General features: G+C 65.9%; 17 protein-coding genes. 9 read left to right on the top strand and 8 right to left on the bottom strand.

Features of this window, described 5'->3' with window-relative positions; genetic code table 11:
• Window positions 1-40: 40 nt before the first annotated feature.
• The 7 genes from E6C72_RS08090 (at window position 41) to E6C72_RS08120 (ending at window position 7,111) form a co-directional block, all read left to right on the top strand.
• Window positions 41-514 carry a DUF29 domain-containing protein gene (locus tag E6C72_RS08090; protein WP_109087142.1) on the top strand — a complete coding sequence of 158 codons (474 nt, stop codon included), beginning with the start codon at window positions 41-43 and terminating at the stop codon, window positions 512-514.
• A 48-nt stretch (window positions 515-562) separates the two neighbouring features.
• Complete coding sequence (gene metH, locus E6C72_RS08095; RefSeq protein WP_109087141.1) at window positions 563-4,054, top strand: methionine synthase; 3,492 nt, start codon at window positions 563-565, stop codon at window positions 4,052-4,054.
• A gap of 67 nt (window positions 4,055-4,121) precedes the next feature.
• Window positions 4,122-4,454, top strand: coding sequence for a nucleotidyltransferase domain-containing protein (locus E6C72_RS08100; protein ID WP_109087140.1), 333 nt, complete (start codon window positions 4,122-4,124; stop codon window positions 4,452-4,454).
• A gap of 37 nt (window positions 4,455-4,491) precedes the next feature.
• Window positions 4,492-4,848 (top strand): HEPN domain-containing protein, encoded by a 357-nt coding sequence (locus tag E6C72_RS08105; RefSeq protein WP_247875857.1) that lies wholly within the window; start codon window positions 4,492-4,494, stop codon window positions 4,846-4,848.
• Entirely contained in the window at window positions 4,845-5,342 is a 498-nt protein-coding gene (locus tag E6C72_RS08110) for a thioesterase family protein (RefSeq protein WP_109087138.1), read from the top strand. The genes E6C72_RS08105 and E6C72_RS08110 overlap by 4 nt, the downstream gene beginning before the upstream one ends.
• A gap of 65 nt (window positions 5,343-5,407) precedes the next feature.
• Window positions 5,408-5,944: a pentapeptide repeat-containing protein gene (locus tag E6C72_RS08115; RefSeq protein ID WP_109087137.1), complete on the top strand. Its 537-nt coding sequence runs from the start codon at window positions 5,408-5,410 to the stop codon at window positions 5,942-5,944.
• 138 nt (window positions 5,945-6,082) lie between these two features.
• Window positions 6,083-7,111, top strand: coding sequence for a GGDEF domain-containing protein (locus E6C72_RS08120; protein WP_109087136.1), 1,029 nt, complete (start codon window positions 6,083-6,085; stop codon window positions 7,109-7,111).
• A 16-nt stretch (window positions 7,112-7,127) separates the two neighbouring features.
• On the opposite strand, the gene E6C72_RS08125 is transcribed toward E6C72_RS08120, so the two are convergent.
• The 3 genes from E6C72_RS08125 to E6C72_RS08135 form a co-directional block, all read right to left on the bottom strand.
• Window positions 7,128-8,219, bottom strand: coding sequence for a nitronate monooxygenase family protein (locus E6C72_RS08125; protein WP_109087135.1), 1,092 nt, complete (start codon window positions 8,217-8,219; stop codon window positions 7,128-7,130).
• Between the two features lie 112 nt (window positions 8,220-8,331).
• Window positions 8,332-9,954, bottom strand: coding sequence for an ABC-F family ATP-binding cassette domain-containing protein (locus E6C72_RS08130; RefSeq protein ID WP_109087134.1), 1,623 nt, complete (start codon window positions 9,952-9,954; stop codon window positions 8,332-8,334).
• Between the two features lie 98 nt (window positions 9,955-10,052).
• Window positions 10,053-10,940 carry a LysR family transcriptional regulator gene (locus E6C72_RS08135; protein WP_109087133.1) on the bottom strand — a complete coding sequence of 296 codons (888 nt, stop codon included), beginning with the start codon at window positions 10,938-10,940 and terminating at the stop codon, window positions 10,053-10,055.
• A 170-nt stretch (window positions 10,941-11,110) separates the two neighbouring features.
• Between E6C72_RS08135 and E6C72_RS08140 the strand changes: the two genes are divergently transcribed.
• Window positions 11,111-12,277 (top strand): MFS transporter, encoded by a 1,167-nt coding sequence (locus E6C72_RS08140; protein WP_247875856.1) that lies wholly within the window; start codon window positions 11,111-11,113, stop codon window positions 12,275-12,277.
• Between the two features lie 73 nt (window positions 12,278-12,350).
• Here E6C72_RS08140 and E6C72_RS31985 read toward each other — a convergent pair whose 3' ends face one another.
• The 5 genes from E6C72_RS31985 to E6C72_RS08165 form a co-directional block, all read right to left on the bottom strand.
• Window positions 12,351-12,983 carry a hypothetical protein gene (locus tag E6C72_RS31985; RefSeq protein WP_199228821.1) on the bottom strand — a complete coding sequence of 211 codons (633 nt, stop codon included), beginning with the start codon at window positions 12,981-12,983 and terminating at the stop codon, window positions 12,351-12,353.
• Between the two features lie 2 nt (window positions 12,984-12,985).
• Entirely contained in the window at window positions 12,986-13,207 is a 222-nt protein-coding gene (locus E6C72_RS08150) for a DUF2188 domain-containing protein (protein WP_109087131.1), read from the bottom strand.
• A 169-nt stretch (window positions 13,208-13,376) separates the two neighbouring features.
• Window positions 13,377-15,245, bottom strand: a complete 1,869-nt coding sequence (gene cysC / locus E6C72_RS08155) for an adenylyl-sulfate kinase (protein WP_109087130.1) — start codon at window positions 15,243-15,245, stop codon at window positions 13,377-13,379.
• A gap of 1 nt (window position 15,246) precedes the next feature.
• Window positions 15,247-16,044: a sulfate adenylyltransferase subunit CysD gene (gene cysD / locus E6C72_RS08160; RefSeq protein WP_109087129.1), complete on the bottom strand. Its 798-nt coding sequence runs from the start codon at window positions 16,042-16,044 to the stop codon at window positions 15,247-15,249.
• Window positions 16,041-16,748: a phosphoadenylyl-sulfate reductase gene (locus tag E6C72_RS08165; RefSeq protein ID WP_109087237.1), complete on the bottom strand. Its 708-nt coding sequence runs from the start codon at window positions 16,746-16,748 to the stop codon at window positions 16,041-16,043. The genes cysD and E6C72_RS08165 overlap by 4 nt, the downstream gene beginning before the upstream one ends.
• 262 nt (window positions 16,749-17,010) lie before the next feature.
• On the opposite strand from E6C72_RS08165, the gene E6C72_RS08170 reads away from it, so the two are divergent.
• Window positions 17,011-17,568 carry a bifunctional precorrin-2 dehydrogenase/sirohydrochlorin ferrochelatase gene (locus E6C72_RS08170; RefSeq protein WP_109087128.1) on the top strand — a complete coding sequence of 186 codons (558 nt, stop codon included), beginning with the start codon at window positions 17,011-17,013 and terminating at the stop codon, window positions 17,566-17,568.
• Window positions 17,569-17,656: the final 88 nt, after the last annotated feature.

The following is a 17,656-nucleotide window of genomic DNA, read 5'->3' on the forward strand; positions in this document are numbered from 1 at the left end:
GCTAGAATCGCCGCACATCCGCGGAAGAAGGGCTCGCGCCATGGACAGCCGGATCGGATACGACACGGATTTCCTCGCCTGGACGGAGGAGCAGGCCCGCCTGCTTCGCGAGGCGTCGCGCGAGCGCATCAACATGCCGATCGACTGGGAGAATGTCGCGGAGGAGATCGAGAGCATGGGCCGGTCGGAATTGCGCGCGGTCGAAAGCGCGCTGGTCCGTGTGATCGAGCATCTGCTGAAGCTGGAATATTCCCCGGCGGCCGATCCGCGCGGCAATTGGCGCCGCACTGTCCGCGAGCAGCGTGACCAAGCGAATGACGGTCTGGAGGCCAGCCCCAGCCTTCGTGGCAAGATCGACCTTGCCAAGGCTAACCGGCGTGGCCGCGACTATGCGACGGAGGGATTGGAGCAGGATAGACTGTCCGCCGATCTGCTTCCGGCCGACTGCCCCTACTCGCTGAACCAGCTTCTTGACGAGGACTGGTGGCCCGCCAACCGCCACGGCCTCACCTGATCCCGCCTTTGCCCCGAACCCGCCAAATAACGGACAAGACGCATTCCCATGGCCCACATCCTCGACACCCTGCGTGACCGCGTTCTGCTTTGCGACGGCGGGTTCGGCAGCCGCATCCAGGCGCTCGACCTCGACGTCGAGAAGGATTACTGGGGGCACGAAAACTGCACCGACATCCTGCCGCTGTCGCGCCCCGACATCGTCCGCGACATCCACCGCGGCTATTTCGAGGCCGGCGCCGACATGGTGGAAACCGACACCTTCGGCGCCTCGCCGGTGACCTTGGGCGAGTTCGGCATCTCCGAGAAGGCCTTCGAGATCAACCAGCGCGCGGTCGAGCTGGCGCGCGAGGCGGCGGAAGGCTTCAAGGACGGGCAGCCGCGCTTCGTCATCGGCTCGATCGGGCCGGGCACCAAGCTGCCCAGCCTGGGCCACATCGCCTACCAGCCGGCGGAGGACAGCTTCTATGTCCAGGCTGCCGGGCTGATCGCCGGCGGGGCCGACGCCATCCTGGTCGAGACCTGCCAGGATCCCTTGCAGATCAAGGCCGCCGTGAACGGCATCAAGCGCGCCCGGCTTGAGGCCAACAGCGACACCCCGGTCTTCGTCCAGGTGACGGTGGAGACCACCGGCACCCTGCTGGTCGGCACCGACATCGCCGCCGCCGCCACCGTCATCCAGGCGCTGGACGTGCCGCTGATGGGCCTGAACTGCGCCACCGGCCCGCTGGAGATGAGCGAGCATGTGCGCTGGCTGTCGCAGAACTGGCCGGGCCTGATCTCGGTTCAGCCCAATGCCGGCCTGCCCGAACTGGTCGACGGCAAGACCCACTACCCGCTGCGCGCCGACGACTTCGCCCATTGGCTGGAGCGCTTCGTGTCGGAGGACGGGGTCAATCTCGTCGGCGGCTGCTGCGGCACCAACGTCCCGCATATCGCGGCGGCGAACCAGATGCTGCGCAAGCTGGCGCCGGCCGGCTCGCACCGGCCCAGCCCGAAGGGCCGCACCGTCCATTGGGTGCCGGCGGTGGCCTCGCTCTACTCCCAGGTCACGCTGCGCCAGGAGAACGCCTTCTTCGCCATCGGCGAGCGCTGCAACGCCAACGGTTCCAAGAAGTGGCGCGAGCTGCAGGAGAAGAACGACTGGGACGGCTGCGTCGAGATGGCGCGCGAGCAGGTCAAGGAAGGCAGCCACTCGCTGGACGTCTGCACCGCCTTCGTCGGCCGCGACGAGGTGGCGGAGATGAACGCGGTCATCTCGCGTTTCGCCGGCTCCGTCACCGCGCCGCTGGTCATCGATTCCACCGAGTACAAGGTGCTGGAACAGGCGCTGGCGCTCTATGGCGGCAAGGCGATCCTCAACTCGATCAACTTCGAGGATGGCGAGGAGCCGGCGCGCAAGCGTCTGGAACTCGCCAAGAAGTTCGGCGCCGCCGTCATCGCCCTGACCATCGATGAAGAGGGCATGGCGAAGACGCCGGATCGCAAGCTCGCCATCGCCAAGCGGCTCTATGACCTTGCGGTGAACGAGTACGGCCTCGCCCCGTCCGACCTGCTGTTCGACCCGCTGACCTTCACCATCGCCACCGGCAACGAGGACGACCGCAAGCTCGCCATCTGGACGCTGGAAGGCATCGAGGCGATCGCCCGCGAGATGCCGGGCTGCCAGATCATCCTGGGCCTGTCCAACGTCTCCTTCGGCCTGAATGCCGCGGCGCGCCATGTGCTGAACTCGGTCTTCCTCGACCATGCGGTGAAGAAGGGGATGACGGGCGCCATCGTCCATGTCTCCAAGATTCTGCCGCTGCACCAGATCCCGGAGAAGGAGGTCAAGACCGCCGAGGACCTGATCTTCGACCGCCGCGCTGATGGGTACGACCCGCTCCAGGCCTTCATCGCCCTGTTCGAGGGCCGCAAGGCGGCGGACGCCAAGAAGAAGGCGCGTGCCGAGACGGTCGAGGACCGGCTGAAGGAGCGCATCGTCGACGGCGACCGCACCGGGCTGGAGGACGATCTGGCCGAGGCGATGAAGACCCACCCGCCGCTGGAGATCATCAACACCTACCTGCTCGACGGCATGAAGGTGGTGGGCGAGCTGTTCGGCGCCGGCAAGATGCAGCTGCCCTTCGTGCTCCAGTCGGCGGAAACGATGAAGGCCGCCGTGGCGTGGCTGGAGCCGCACATGGAGAAGGTGGAGGGCCAGCAGAAGGGCACGCTGGTGCTCGCCACCGTGAAGGGCGACGTCCACGACATCGGCAAGAATCTCGTCGACATCATCCTGACCAACAATGGCTACAAGGTGGTCAATCTCGGCATCAAGCAGCCGGTGAGCGCCATCATCCAGGCCGCCAAGGAGCACAAGGCCACCGCCATCGGCATGTCCGGCCTGCTGGTCAAGTCCACCGTGGTGATGCGCGAGAACCTTGAGGAAATGACCCGCGAGGGGCTGGAGGTGCCGGTGCTGCTCGGCGGCGCCGCGCTGACCCGCGCCTATGTCGAGGGCGACTGCGTGGCCTCCTACGGCTCCGGCCGCGTCGCCTACGCCGGCGACGCCTTCGATGGCCTGACCCTGATGGACAAGGTGGTGGAGGGCAGCTTCGACCAGCAGCTCGCCATCCAGCAGGCCAAGCGCGCCGGCAAGGCGACCAACCGCCGTCGCGTGCTGGGGCAGGCGACCAGCGCCGCCACCGGCCCGGTCGACAAGGACGCCGTCCGCGCCCGCCGTCACCGGCTGGCCGAGGGCGTGCCGGTGCCGACCCCGCCCTTCTGGGGGCCGAAGCTGATCGACCATGTGCCGTTGAAGACGCTGGTCACCTACCTGAACGAGCGGATGCTCTACCAGCTGCAATGGGGCTACCGGAAGGATGGCAAATCCTTCGAGGAGTTCAAGGAGTGGGCGAAGAAGGAGCTGCGGCCGGTGCTCGACCGCATTCTCCGGATCGCGGCGAAGGAGGAAATCCTGCGCCCGACCGCCGTCTACGGCTATTGGAAGGCGGCGGCCGACGGCAACGACGTCATCCTGTTCGAGGAGGACGGCACCACCGAGGCCGCCCGCTTCTCGCTGCCCCGTCAGGCCAAGGAGGATGGCGAGTGCATCGCCGACTTCCTGCGTGACGTGACCGATCCGGAACGCGACGTGATCGGCCTCCAGGTCGTCACCATGGGCCAGCATTGCGCCGACGTGGCGCGCGAGTGGTTCGCCGAGAACCGCTATCAGGACTATCTCTACCTGCATGGCCTGTCGGTCGAGATGACCGAGGCGATGGCGGAATATGTCCATGCCCGCATCCGTGCCGAGCTGGGCTATGGCGCCGAGGACAGCCGCGATAAGGAGAAGCTGTTGCAGCAGTCCTACCGCGGCAGCCGCTACAGCTTCGGCTACCCCGCCTGCCCGAACCTGAAGGACCAGGAACAGTTGCTGAAGCTGCTGGACGCCGGCCGCATCGGCATCGAGATGTCGGACGAGGACCAGCTCCATCCGGAGCAGAGCACGTCGGCCATCGTCCTGCACCACCCGCGGGCCAAGTACTTCTCGGTGTGATGTCCTCTGCGTGAGCGATGATCCTCCGCCGCCCGTTCCGTGTTAGGATGGGCGGCGGAGGAACCCGATGGCTGTGGTCGACACGCGCAACGACGAGAAGCTGCAAATCCTGCTGGACCGGATCGTTCCGGCTCTGCAGCCGGAAGCCGTGTACCTGTTCGGCAGCCGGGCGCGCGGCGATTTCGACGAGGACAGCGATTACGACCTGCTGGTGATCGTCCCGGACGACGCACCGAAGGAACGGCGGTCGATCCGCTATGCCTATGCGTCCAAGATCGGCACCGGCATTCCGGCCGACATCATTCCTTGTACGCGCACCAATTACGAAGTGTCCAAAGACGTCGTGGGCACCTTGAGTTACGAGGTCAAGCGCCGGGGACTCAGGGTCTATGGCGCGTAGGGAAGTTCTGGCATGGCTGTCAGTTGTGGAGCGCGATGTGAAGGCGATCCGCAACAACCTTTATGGCCCCGAGCCGGAGCCCCAAATGGCGGCCTATCACTGCCAGCAGGCGGTCGAGAAGCTTGCCAAGACCCTGCTTGTGGCAGCCGGCACGATGCCGCCGAAGACCCATGACATCGATAGCCTGGTTGGCCGACTTCCAGTTGTTCATCCAATGGCGCACCGCGTCGCCACCCTGGCTCATCTCACCACATTCATCAGCGCGTCTCGTTATCCGGGAGCCGGCATTTTCGACGATCCGCTCCCCGAACTGCCGATTTCGGAGGTCGCCGGCTGGCTGGCGGAGATCGAGTCGCTGCGAACCGAAATCATCCGCTTCCTCGGGATCCCATGACCCCTACCACCCCCCTGACCCTCCACCGCGAAACCGTCCGTCCGGAGTGGATCGACTACAACGGGCACATGAACGTCGCCTATTACCTGCTGGCCTTCGACCATGCGACGGACGCCGTGCTGGACCGGTTCGGGATCGGCAAGGCCTATGTCGTGGCGGAGAACCGGTCGGTTTTCGTCGTCGACGCGCATCTGACCTACGCCCGCGAAGTGACGGAAGGGACGGCTCTGCGCTTCGAGTCCCTGCTGCTCGGCGCCGACGCCAAGCGCCTGCACCTGTTCCACGAGATGCGCCATGCGGAGGAGGGATGGCTGGCGGCGACGGCGGAGGTCATGCTGCTGCATGTCGATCTCGGCACGCGCAAGACATCTCCCTTCCCGTCGGGCGTCGCGGCAGCACTGGCCGAACAGGCTGCGGCGCATGCCGGGCTTCCCAGGCCACCGCAGGCCGGGCGGGCGGTTGCCCGGCTGGATGGTTCCCGCGCCGCCGGGTAAGCGCAAATCCCACCTGCGGCGGCCGGGTGGTTGAGTTGGCAGTTGGTAGCCCCATCTATCGAGGAATGAGAACCGCACCCGTCCCGCCCATTCGCTTCTGCGTCCGTTCCTGCGTTCTTGCCACCGCCGGTGTGCTGACCATACTCGCGGCGGCCGGCCCGGCGCTGGCCGATTGCACCGAGGCGGCGCAGCCGAAGGTCAACTGGCGGCGCTGCTCGCTGGAGGGGCAGACGCTGACCGGTGTCGATCTCAGCGGCGCCATGCTGCGTGATGCAAGCTTTCAGCGCGCCAGCCTGGGCGAGGCGAAGCTGATCGACGCCGATGGCTACCGCGCGAAATTCATCAGCGCCAGTGCCCCCGGTGCGCTTTTCGACAAGGCCCGCCTGATCGAAGCGGATTTCACCCGCGCCGACCTGACCGGCGCCAGTTTCCGTGAAGCCGACCTGCGCAATGCCAAGATGGTGGGGGCGTCGCTGGCGCGTGCCGATCTGACGGGAGCGAAGCTGTCCGGCACCGACCTGCGCCATGCCGATCTGTCGGGTGCGCGCTGGACCGACGGGAAGCATGTCTGTGCCGAAAGCTCGGTCGGCCAGTGCAACTGACATGACGTGCCGCAATCAAACGGATGGCATGCAACCAGGGCGTTTGCAGTGTCTTCCAATGCTCCCAAAAACCTTCTTGCCGTAAGGGCTTCCTCCGCGTACCGTTCGAAACCGAATGATTTTGGACGGACGGCGGTCGTGGCAACTGCGGAGGATTTCGAGCGTTCCAGCGGCCTCGCCGCGAAGGCCATGGACCGGATGCTGTCCGACCGGCTGCCGCCCACTCCGGAAAATTTCACGCTCTGGTACGTCTATTTCAGCGGCAACAACCCCGACCTGACCCGCGCCATCGATCTGGCTCGCCGCGACGGGCTGGCCGCCTCGCAGACGCTGTGCGACGAGCTGTATAAGCGCTTCTTCACCATGGACGCAGAAGCCCAGGCGATCCGTGAGACTTCCGACAAGGCGCGTTATGCTCTCGGACGCATATTGGAGCAGCTTGGCAATGTCGGGTCGGAGACGGAGCGCTACGGCAACGCCCTGTCCGGCTTCCGGGAGGAGCTGGACCAGCCGCTCAGCCTGCCCGAACTCCGCGCCATGATCGCCGCCATCGCCGCGGAGACGAAGGAGATCGTCGACCGTCAGACCGCCCTGCAATCGCAGCTTCAGGAATCGAGCCAGCAGTTGGCGGAGATGCGGGTCAGCCTAGACAGCGCCCGGCGTGAGGCGTTGACCGACGGGCTGACCGGCATCGGCAACCGCAAGGCCTTCGACATCATGCTGGACGAGGCGATGGAGGCTGCCGTACGCGACGACCAGCCGCTGTCGCTGCTGATGGTCGACATCGACCATTTCAAGACCTTCAACGACACCCACGGTCATCTGGTCGGCGACCATGTGCTGAAGCTGGTCGCCCGCATGCTGACCGAGTGCATCAAGGGTCGTGACACCGCCACCCGCTTTGGTGGAGAGGAGTTCGCGATCATCCTGCCGCGCACCAGCCTGGAGAACGCCAGCAAGCTGGCCGAGCAGGTGCGTGGCTTCGTCGGCGCCCGTCAGATCGTGAACAAGGCGCGCAATGCCAATTACGGCACCGTCGCCCTGTCGGTCGGCGTCGCCCAGTACCGGCCCGGCGAACCGGCCCTGTCACTGGTCCGCCGCGCCGACCAGGCGCTCTATGCCGCCAAGCGGGGCGGTCGCAACCGCGTGATGCTCGAAACCGTCTGAGCCGCCAACCAGTCGATCAGCCGGCCAAGCCGCGCCGCACCGCGTCCGCCCCGATCAGCAACTCCCCAACCAGTTCCGCCGCCCGGCGCCGCCGCGCCAGCCGCAACCCCTGGCCGGCCCACAGCGACAGGAATTCCGCCCGCCCCGCCTTGCCGGCGGCGGTGCGCAAGGGGCGGGTCAGCGTGTTCTGCAAGGGGAAGGGCAGCACCGCGTCGGGAGCGTTCGGATCTTCAACCGCCTCCATGAAGCGGTTGACGATGCCGCGTGCCGGCCGGCCGGAGAAGGCGCGGGTGATGCGGGTCTGGTCCTCGCGCGCGGCCAGGATGGCGGCCTTGTGCGCCTCCGGGATGCCCGCCTCCTCGGTGGTCAGGAAGACGGTGCCCATCTGCACCGCCGTGGCGCCCAGCGCCAGCGCGGCAGTGATGCCGCGCCCGTCCATGATGCCGCCCGACGCGATCACCGGCACGTCCACCGCATCCGCCACCTGGGGCACCAGCGCCATCGTGCCGATCAGATTGGCCCCGCGGTCTTTCCAGGCATCGCCGAGGAAGCTGCCGCGATGCCCCCCGGCTTCGCCGCCCTGCGCGATGACCGCATCGACGCCGGCCTGCGCCAGCGCCACCGCCTCCGCCACCGTGGTGGCGGTACCCAGCACCCGCATGCCGCGCGCTTTGGCCGCGGCGACACTGTCGGCCGGCGGCAGCCCGAAGGTGACGCTGTAGAAGCCGGCCCCGCTGTCGAGCACCGCCGCGAACTGCCGGTCGAACCCGTCGCCGGCGTAAGCGGGCTCCTCCGCTTCCTGCAACCCAAGTTCGGTGTGGAAGCCGGCCATGCGGCCCAATGCCTCGGCCATCATCGGTGCCGGTCCGGGTGCCGGGGTCGGCGCGAACAGGTTGACGCCGAAGGGCAGGGCAGTGCGCTGGCGAATGGCGAGCGCTCGCTCGGCGATCTGCGCCGGGGTGAGGTAGGCGGCGCCGACGAAACCCAGCCCGCCGGCCTCGTTGACCGCGGCCACCAGGGCTGCCGTATCGCCGCCGCCCGCCATCGGCGCCTGGATCACCGGTGACCGCAGCCCCAGCCGTTCAAGGGAGTCCGTGTGAGAGGGCATGTCCGCCTCCGTCGCTTCGACAACGGAGGCGATGCTACGCCCCGGCGCCCTTCACGACCAATGACTTGTTTTGAAGGGGACGTTCACTTGAAGTGAAGGGAGAGCCCGGAGCTCAGCTGTGCAGCCCCGGGGCTTCATGGCCGGTGCGCTCGACATACTCGGTATAGCCGCCACCATACTGGTGGATGCCTTCCGGCGTCAGTTCCAGCACGCGGTTGGACAATGCTGCCAGGAAATGGCGGTCGTGCGACACGAACAGCATGGTGCCCTCATAGGCGGCCAGCGCCTGGATCAGCATCTGCTTGGTGTCGAGATCCAGGTGGTTGGTCGGTTCGTCCAGCACCAGGAAGTTGGGCGGATTGAACAGCATGATCGCCATCACCAACCGGGCCTTCTCGCCGCCCGACAGCACCCGGCATTTCTTCTCCACATCGTCGCCGGAGAAGCCGAAGCAGCCGGCCAGTGCCCGCAGCGAGCCCTGGCTGGCCTGCGGAAAATGCGCCTCCAGCGATTCGAAGATGGTCTGGTCACCGTCCAGCAGTTCCATCGCGTGCTGGGAGAAATAGCCCATCTTGACGCTGCCGCCGACGGTGACGGTGCCGCTGTCCGGCTCGGCTGCCCCGGCGATCAGCTTCAGCAGGGTCGATTTGCCGGCGCCGTTGACGCCCATCACGCACCAGCGCTCCTTGCGGCGGATGGTCAGGTCCAGCCCCTCATAGATGGCGCGGCTGCCATAGCCCTTGTGGACGTTCTTCAGAACCGCCACGTCGTCGCCGGAGCGCGGCGCCGGCGGGAAATCGAAGGTCACGACTTGGCGGCGCTTGGGCGGCTCGAAGCGTTCGATCTTGTCCAGCTTCTTCACCCGGCTCTGCACCTGTGAGGCGTGCGAGGCGCGGGCCTTGAAGCGTTCGATGAACTTCAGCTCCTTGGCCAGCATCGCCTGCTGGCGCTCGAACTGCGCCTCCTGCTGCTTTTCCTTCAGTGCCCGCTGCTTCTCATAGAAGCTGTAGTCGCCGGAATAGCTGGTCAGCGTTCCGCCATCGATCTCGATGATCTTGGTGACGATGCGGTTCATGAACTCGCGGTCGTGCGAGGTCATCAGCAACGCGCCCTCGTACCCCTTCAGGAAGCCTTCCAGCCAGATCAGGCTTTCGATGTCCAGATGGTTGCTCGGCTCGTCGAGCAGCATGGCGTCGGGACGCATCAGCAGGATGCGGGCCAGCGCCACGCGCATCTTCCAGCCGCCCGACAGCCCGCCGACGTCGCCGTCCATCATCTCCTGGCTGAAGCTGAGGCCGGCCAGCACCTCGCGGGCCTTGCCCTCCAGCTCATAGCCGCCAAGCTCGTCGAAACGGGCCTGCACCTCGCCGTAGCGTTCGATGATGGCGTCCATCTCGTCGGCTCGGGTAGGATCGGCCATGGCGGCTTCCAGTTCCGCCAGTTCGGCGGCGACGACACTGACCGGGCCGGCGCCGTCCATCACCTCCGCCACTGCGGAGCGGCCGGACATCTCGCCGACATCCTGGTTGAAATAGCCGATGCTGACCTGCTTCTCGATCGCAACCTGACCGCCGTCCGGCTGTTCCTCGCCGGTGATCATGCGGAACAGGGTGGTCTTGCCCGCGCCGTTGGGACCGACCAGCCCGATCTTTTCACCCCGGTTGAGCGCCGCGGAGGCCTCCAGGAACAGGATGCGGTGGCCGTTCTGCTTGCTGACGTTATCGAAGCGGATCATGGGCGGCAGGGGTCCTTAAGGCGTGATGCTGGCGATGGCGGCCTCTTATGCCACAGGATGTGCGCTGCGGCAGAGTCCTGATCGAACCGACGGCACTCCTACCGTCCGCTCTCCCGCGCGAGATCCAGGAACCCGGCGATGTAATCGACGGCCTCCTCGCCGCGGCGGATGCCGAGATGGATGCTCTTGCCGATCCCGTCGGCGCCGAGCCGCAGCGTGCGGACGGGCAGGCCGCCCCCGTCCTCCCGCACCAGCCAGTCGGGCAGGACGGTGACCCCGCGCCCGGCGGCGGCCAGCTGCAGCATCAGGTCGGTGGTCTCCGCCGTCCGGTGGCGGCGCGGCCGGCACTGGCCGGGAACCAGGAAGCGGGTGTAGATGTCCAGCCGGTCCAGGCTGACCGGTACGGTGATCAGGTTCTCGTCCAGCAGGTCCTGCGGCTGCACGATCCCGCGCGCGGCCAGCGGATGGGCCTCATGCACCACCAGCACGAGCTGGTAATCGAAGACCGGCGTGAACAGGATGTCCGGCCGGTCGACCGGATCGGGGGTGATCAGCAGATCGATCTCGTTGTCCGCCAGCGCCGCGACGCCGTCGAAACGGAATTCGGTGCGCAGGTCGAAATCCACCTCGGGCCAGCGCGTCAGATACACCCCGGTCATCCGCATCAGCCATCGCTCGCAGGGGTGACATTCCATTCCGACCCGCAAGGTGCCGCGCCGGCCCGTCGCGAAGTCGGTCAGCACCCGCTCCGCATGCTCGAACTGCGGCAGCACCCGCTGGGCCAGCGCCAGCAGATGCATCCCCGCCTGGGTGAAGCGGAGGCTGCGCCCCTTCTTCAGCCAGATCTCGACGTCGTGGCGTTCCTCGAACTTGGCGATGGTGTGGCTCAGCGCCGACTGGCTCAGGTTCAGCCGGCCTGCGGCGGCGGTGACGCTGCCCGTGCGGTCGACCTCGCGCAGGATCGCGAGGATCTGGCGATCGAGCATCCATGACTCCTGTTCATCGAACCATGAAAACAAACCATTTCCGCTCATAGTGCTGGGTCGCTAAGCCTTGCTCAACCATTCGCCGTCACATCGTCCCAGGAAGTTCCATGCCGCAAGCCGAAGCCATTGCCAGGACCGAACCGGCGCCCGCGGCCTCCCAGGTACATGAGGTGAGCAACGTTGCCCGGCTGGTCGTCGCGCAGGCGCTTGCCGGCGCCAATGCGGTGGTCGTCTATGCCACCGGCGCCATCGTCGGCAACGCGCTGGCGCCCAGCCCGGCGCTGGCGACCCTGCCGATCTCCATCTTCGTGGTCGGCATGGCGGTCTGCACCCTGCCGGCCGGCAGCATCGCCCGGCGCTTCGGCCGCCGTACGGCGTTCCTGAGCGGGACCGGATGCGGCGTTCTCGTGGGGCTGCTGTCGTCGCTCGCCATCCTGCTCGGGTCGTTCTGGCTGTTCTGCGCGGCGATGATCCCCGGCGGAGCCTATGCCGCCGTGGTGCTCTCCTTCCGCTTCGCCGCCGCCGACTGCACCTCGGTGGAACGCCGGCCGCGCGCCATGTCGGCGGTGATGGCGGGAGGCGTGGTCGCCGGCATCGTCGGGCCGCAACTGGTCACCCACACCATGAATCTGTGGCCGCCGTACCTGTTCGCCGCGACCTATCTGGCGCAAGCCGCCGTCGCCGCGCTGTCGGCGCTCGTCCTGATGGGAGTCCGCCTGCCCAAGCCCACCGAGGCGGAGGTCGCCGGCGGCCGGCCGCTGGGCGCCATTCTGCGCCAGCCCCGCTTCATCACCGCGGTGATCTGCGGCGTGGTGTCCTACCTGCTGATGAACTTCCTGATGACCGCCGCCCCGCTGGCGATGCGGCTGTGCGGACTGCCGCAGGAGTCGGCCAACCTGGGCCTGCAATGGCACGTCATCGCCATGTACGGCCCCAGCTTCTTCACCGGGCGGCTGATCACCCGTTTCGGCGCCCCGCGCATCGTCGCCATCGGGCTGGCGCTGATCGCCGCTGCGTCCGCCGCCGGGCTCGCGGGGCAGGAGGTCGCCCATTTCTGGGTCAGCCTGATCCTGCTGGGGGTGGGGTGGAACTTCGGCTTCCTCGGTGCTTCGGCCCTCGTGCTGGACTGCCACCGGCCAGAGGAGAAGACGCGGGTGCAGTCGCTGAACGACTTCCTCGTCTTCGGCACCATGGCCTTCGGCTCCTTCGCCTCGGGCAGCCTGCTGACGAGTTACGGCTGGGACACCGTGCTGCGCCTCTCCTTCGTGCCGCTGGTGCTGGCGATTGCGGCGCTGGTGGTGACGGCGATATATCGGTCGGAGCGGAAGGCTGTGTGAAATTTAGGCCGAAAGTTGCGTTGCTTCTCTATAAAGTTGCGTTGCTTCTCTATTTTGTAGAAGATACGAGGGTCTACGACAATGGCTCTCCCATTCCGACCCAACTCTTCATCGCATCCAACAGCTCCTTTGTTGGATAATCTTTGATATCTTCCTCGCTGCACCCGGATAAAAGCTTTGTTTCGTAATTCCATTCCTGGAAATCGGCATATCTCGCGAGTATTAAGGCAGGGCCTTTCGATGCCGCACCTGCTTCCGCTACCAGCCAGTTCCGGACTTTCCGGACCGCCTTCTGAAAATCGGCTTCATGAAACTCAATATCGCATCCGGCGAGGTCGGAGATAGCGGAACGGTAGCGGAATTGCTTTTCTTCAAGTATCAGAATTTTCTTTGTTTCTCGGCCGTTCCCAAAATATTTCATGCACCCGTAATCGATGCCAAGTTCAAAGGGCATGTTCAGGCGGGAAATCTGATTTTTCTTTGTCGACTGGCAGCGGCTTAAGTCATGAATGGAATATTTGCTCGCCTCTATCAGGCTGCAAATTTTCGCGAGCCGGCTTTCCGCGGAGTCGATCCGTTCGGTTGCCAGCCTTGGATTGAATCCCAGATAAACAATGCAGAATAAAATTGCCTGAAGAATCGGTTCGTAGTCTTTGTCGAGTGGACAATTAATGAAGACTGATTTCTCAAAATCTTCTTGAGGCACGATTATCCCTTTGGTGGATATGGATCGTTCCCAAATGAAATCCGATCACGAATCCGACCGTCACGGCCGTGTATATAAAGCTCGGTCTTTTGCTTTTGCGCCATCTCCCTGGCGCGATTTATCGCTTCCTGTTGAGTATCGTATATACCGGACGCACGCAGGGCTCCGGCGCGCCGGACGCTCCACTTGCTTCCATTCGGTACGACATGCTGTCCTTTGGACATCGCTCAACAACCTTCCTTAATGAGCGTATTGATAATACGCATCGGCTGGCCGGCTTTCCAGCCGGATTCACGCTGTCGGCCCACCTCTCCGCCCCGGCTTCTCTCCCTGAAAACACGACGGGCGCGGTCTTTCCCCCGCGCCCGCAGCATCACCCTATAAGACCGACCCTCAGATGACGTAGGTCAGTTCCTTCTCCGACTTCAGGCTGTTCTTGCCCAAGGTCTCGTCGACATAGTCCAGCAGCTGGGCCAGCGCCTCGCTGCGGCTCAGCGCGTCGGTGTCGATCACCAGTTCGGGCTGGTCCGGCGCCTCGTAGGGGGCCGAGATGCCGGTGAACTCTGCGATCTCGCCGGCGCGCGCCTTCTTGTAGAGGCCCTTCGGGTCGCGCTCCTCGCAGGTGGCGAGGTCGGCGGCGACATGCACCTCGTGGAAGCGCTCGCCGCCGATCACCCGCGCCCGGGCGCGGTCGGACTTCAGCGGCGAGATCAGCGAGGCGATCACCACCATGCCGGCGTCGGCGAACAGCTTCGCCGTCTCGGCCACCCGGCGGATGTTCTCCGCCCGGTCATCCGACGAGAAGCCCAGCCCGGCGTTCAGCCCGTTGCGGACATTGTCGCCGTCCAGCACGAAGGTCTGCCAGCCGCGGTCGAACAGCGCCCGTTCCAACGCCATCGCCAGCGTCGACTTGCCGGCGCCCGACAGGCCGGTCAGCCAGACGATGCCGCCCTTGTGACCGTTGGCCTGGGCGCGCTCCTCCAGCGAGACGGTGTGCGACACCTCGGTGATGTTGGCCGCCGCGGCGTCCTCGATCTCCACCACCAGGCAGCCGCCGACCACGTCGTTGCCGTCGATCAGGGCGCCGCGGCCGGTGCGCGGCAGGTCCGACGCCAGATCCAGCGCGATCGGCGAGCGCGAGCGCAGGACGACCTCGGCCACCTCGTTGCGGCGAACCGCCTTGCCGGGGGTGCTGGACAGATCCTCGACATCGATGACCGCCGTCACCTGCTCCACCGTCACCCGATGCTCACCGGTGGCGATCTTCAGCGTGTAGGTCTTCCCCACCACCAGCGGGTCCGACACCAGCCAGAACAACCGCACGCTCAGCCGGTGGGCCAGCGTCGGGGCGTCGGCCTGATGGTGGGCGATGTGGCCGCGCTCGGCGAAGATGCGCTTGTCCAGCGTGATGCCGATGCTCTGCCCGGCCTGGGCCGACAGCACGGTTTCCGGATGGTTCCACGCCTCGATGCTGACCACCTTGGCGCTGGCGCCGGTGGGCGAGAAGTGCAGGGTGTCGCCGACGCGCAGGCGCCCGCTTTCGATGCGGCCGGCCAGGATGCGGCGGTCGTCCGGCTTGTAGACGTCCTGCAGCGGGAAGCGCAGCGGCTGGTCGGGCGAGGTCTGCTGCGGACGGAAGGCGTCCAGCTGCTCGATCACCGTGGGGCCGAGATACCAGTCCGACTGCTCGCTGCGGCTGACGATGTTGTCGCCGTTGCGGGCGGACACCGGGATCACCGCCTTGGGCTGGAGGCCGAGCTCGGCCAGATAGTCCTTGATCTCCTGGGCCACGGCTTCATAGCGGCGGCTGGAGAACTCGACCTTGTCCATCTTGTTGACGACGACCGCGACCTGACGGACGCCCAGCAGATGCAGCAGGAAGGCGTGGCGGCGCGACTGTTCCAGCGCACCCTCGTCGGCGTCGATCACCAGCAGCGCGGCGTCGGCTTGGCTGGCGCCGGTCACCATGTTCTTCAGGAACTCGGTGTGGCCCGGCGCGTCGATGATGACGTAGGGGCGCTGCTTCGTCTTGAAGTGGATCTGCGTGGTGTCGATGGTGATGCCCTGGTCACGCTCGGCCTGGAGCGCGTCCATGACGAAGGCCCACTCGAACGGCATGCCGCGCTTGCGGCTCATTTCGCGGACCTGCTCCACCTTGCCGTCGGGCAGGCTGCCGGTGTCGTTCAGCAGGCGGCCGATCAGCGTGGATTTGCCATGGTCGACATGGCCGACGATGACGATGCGGAGTTGAGAATGCGGCATCTTACATGTACCCCACGCTGCGCAGGCGCTCGAAGCTGTCTTCGGATTCGTTGTCCATCGCGCGGCCGGCGCGCTCCGGAATGCGGGTCACCTGAAGCTCGGCGATGATCTCGTCGATGGTCGAGGCATTGCTGTCGACCGGGAAGGTGATGTTCTTCTCGCCCAGCGAGCGATAGCGCTTGCCGTCACGGGCGAAGTACAGCGGGACGATGGGAATTCCCTCGCGCTGCGAATAGCGCCAGATGTCCAGTTCGGTCCAGGCCAGCAGCGGGTGGATGCGGACATGGACGCCCTCCGGGAAGCGCGTCTTGTAATGGTCCCAGAACTCCGCCGGCTGGTCCTTGACGTCCCAGTCGCCTTCCAGCGAGCGCGGCGAGAACACGCGCTCCTTGGCGCGGGTCGCCTGCTCGTCGCGGCGGATGCCGACCATGACGCCCTGATAGGCATGGTCGCGCAGCAGGTTCTTCAACCCTTCCGTCTTGCGCGCGGCGGCGCGGGTCAGCGGCGGCAGGGTCTGGTCCATCTCCTCCTCCGGCGGGCACTGCTCCACCTTGAGGTCGAGGTTCCATTCCTTGGTGATGCGGTCGCGGAACTCATAGACCTCCGGCAGCTCCATGGCGGTGTCGAGCTGCACGACGGGGAAGGGGATGCGGCCGAAGAACGCCTTGCGGCAGAGCCAGAGCAGCGCGTTGCTGTCCTTGCCGATCGACCAGAGCATCGCGAGCTTGTCGATGCGGTTGTAGGCTTCGCGCAGAATATAGATGCTCTGGTTTTCGAGCTGGTCGAGATCGGCGCTCATCGGGCGGTTCCAATCATGGTGGTGTGTATGCCGCATTCGGTCTTGGCGCTGCCGGCCCAACGGCCGGAACGCGGGTCGGCACCGGGCGCCACGCGCTCGGTGCAGGTGTAACAGCCGATCGACAGGAACCCGTCGGCTTCCAGCGGGTGGCGCGGCAAATCGCGCCGGGTAAACTCTTCCTCCAGCCGATCCTTGTCCCAGTTGGCCAGTGGGTTGACCTTCACGCGGCCGCCTTCGGCCTCGAACAGGGGCAGGGCAGCGCGGGTCGCCGACTGGAAGCGCTTGCGGCCCGTGACCCAGGCTTCCAGCCCGGCGGTGGCCAGCGCGCGGTCCAGCGGCACCGTCTTGCGCAGATGGCAGCAGGCGTCGTAATCGCGGTTGAACAGCAGGCCGTCCTTGTCGCCGGCGGCGAGGTCGTCGGCGGTCGGGCCGATCTCCCGCACATCGGTCAGGCCCAGCCGCTTCACCAGCTGGTCGCGGTAGCGCAGCGTCTCGCCGAACAGCTTGCCGGTATTCACAAACAGAACGGGGAAATCCGGCGTCGCTTCGGCGGCCAGTGCCAGCAGCACCGCGGATTCGGCGCCGAAGGACGACAGCAGCGCGATCCGCCCGCCGAACACCCCATGCATGGCGGCGAGCAGCGGGGCGCCTTCCAGCATGCCGTAGCTGTCGGTCAGATGCTTCACCCGTGTTTCCGCGTCCATCATCGGCTGCCTTTCGCGGTGGCTCAGAAGTCTACTTATCAAGTAGGTTGATTGACTGTGTTTGCACATTAACACCGGCGGAAAACCTGCGCAACGTAAATACATTCTCTACTTGTTTAATAGGTTTGTGCTGCGTTGCAAAGCGTTGTGTGAAATATGTTGATTGTCGTGCGACGGCTGGGCTAAATACCGCCATGCACAGGATCCCGGTCATAGGCGCCGCAAGCGGCCGCTCGTTTTCGCCAGTTCCGGCGAGGCTCGCATGATTCCGCTGGCGCTCGACCCGGCGCGGGTGGTGATCGCGCTGGCCGGCAACGGCCCGCTCGCGGTGCGCCGCCTGACGCAGCTGCGCGAGGGCGGGGCGGACCCGCAGGTCTTTTCACCGGAACCGGACGGGGAATTGGCTGCACTCGCCGGCGACCGTCTGGTACGGGCTCTGCCGGAGGCCGCCGATCTGGACAAGGTCGGTGTGCTCTATGTGATGGGGCTGGGGCCGGACACCGAGACGGTGCTGGCCGAGCTGGCGCGTCAGCGCCGCGTGCTGGTCAATGTCGAGGACGTCATCCCGTTGTGTGATTTCCACTCCCCCTCCGTGGTGCGGCGTGGCGATCTGGTGATGACGATCTCCACCGGCGGCCGCAGCCCGACGCTCGCCAGCCTGCTGCGCCAGCGGCTGGAGGACCTGTTTCCGGAGGAGTGGGCGGAGCGGCTGCGCAAGATCGCCGAGCTTCGCAACCGCCGCCGGGCGGAAGGGGCGTCGATGTCGGAGGTCGCCCGCGAGAGCCGCGAACTGATCGACCGGGAAAAATGGCTGCCGTGACCGTCTGACTATAAAGCGCCGAATTCACTGCCGGACCGTCACCGGTTCGGGTTAAGACACCAAACGCGTTCGAGAACGACCAGCCAGG

Source organism: Azospirillum sp. TSH100 (assembly GCF_004923295.1).
Classification (GTDB): domain Bacteria; phylum Pseudomonadota; class Alphaproteobacteria; order Azospirillales; family Azospirillaceae; genus Azospirillum.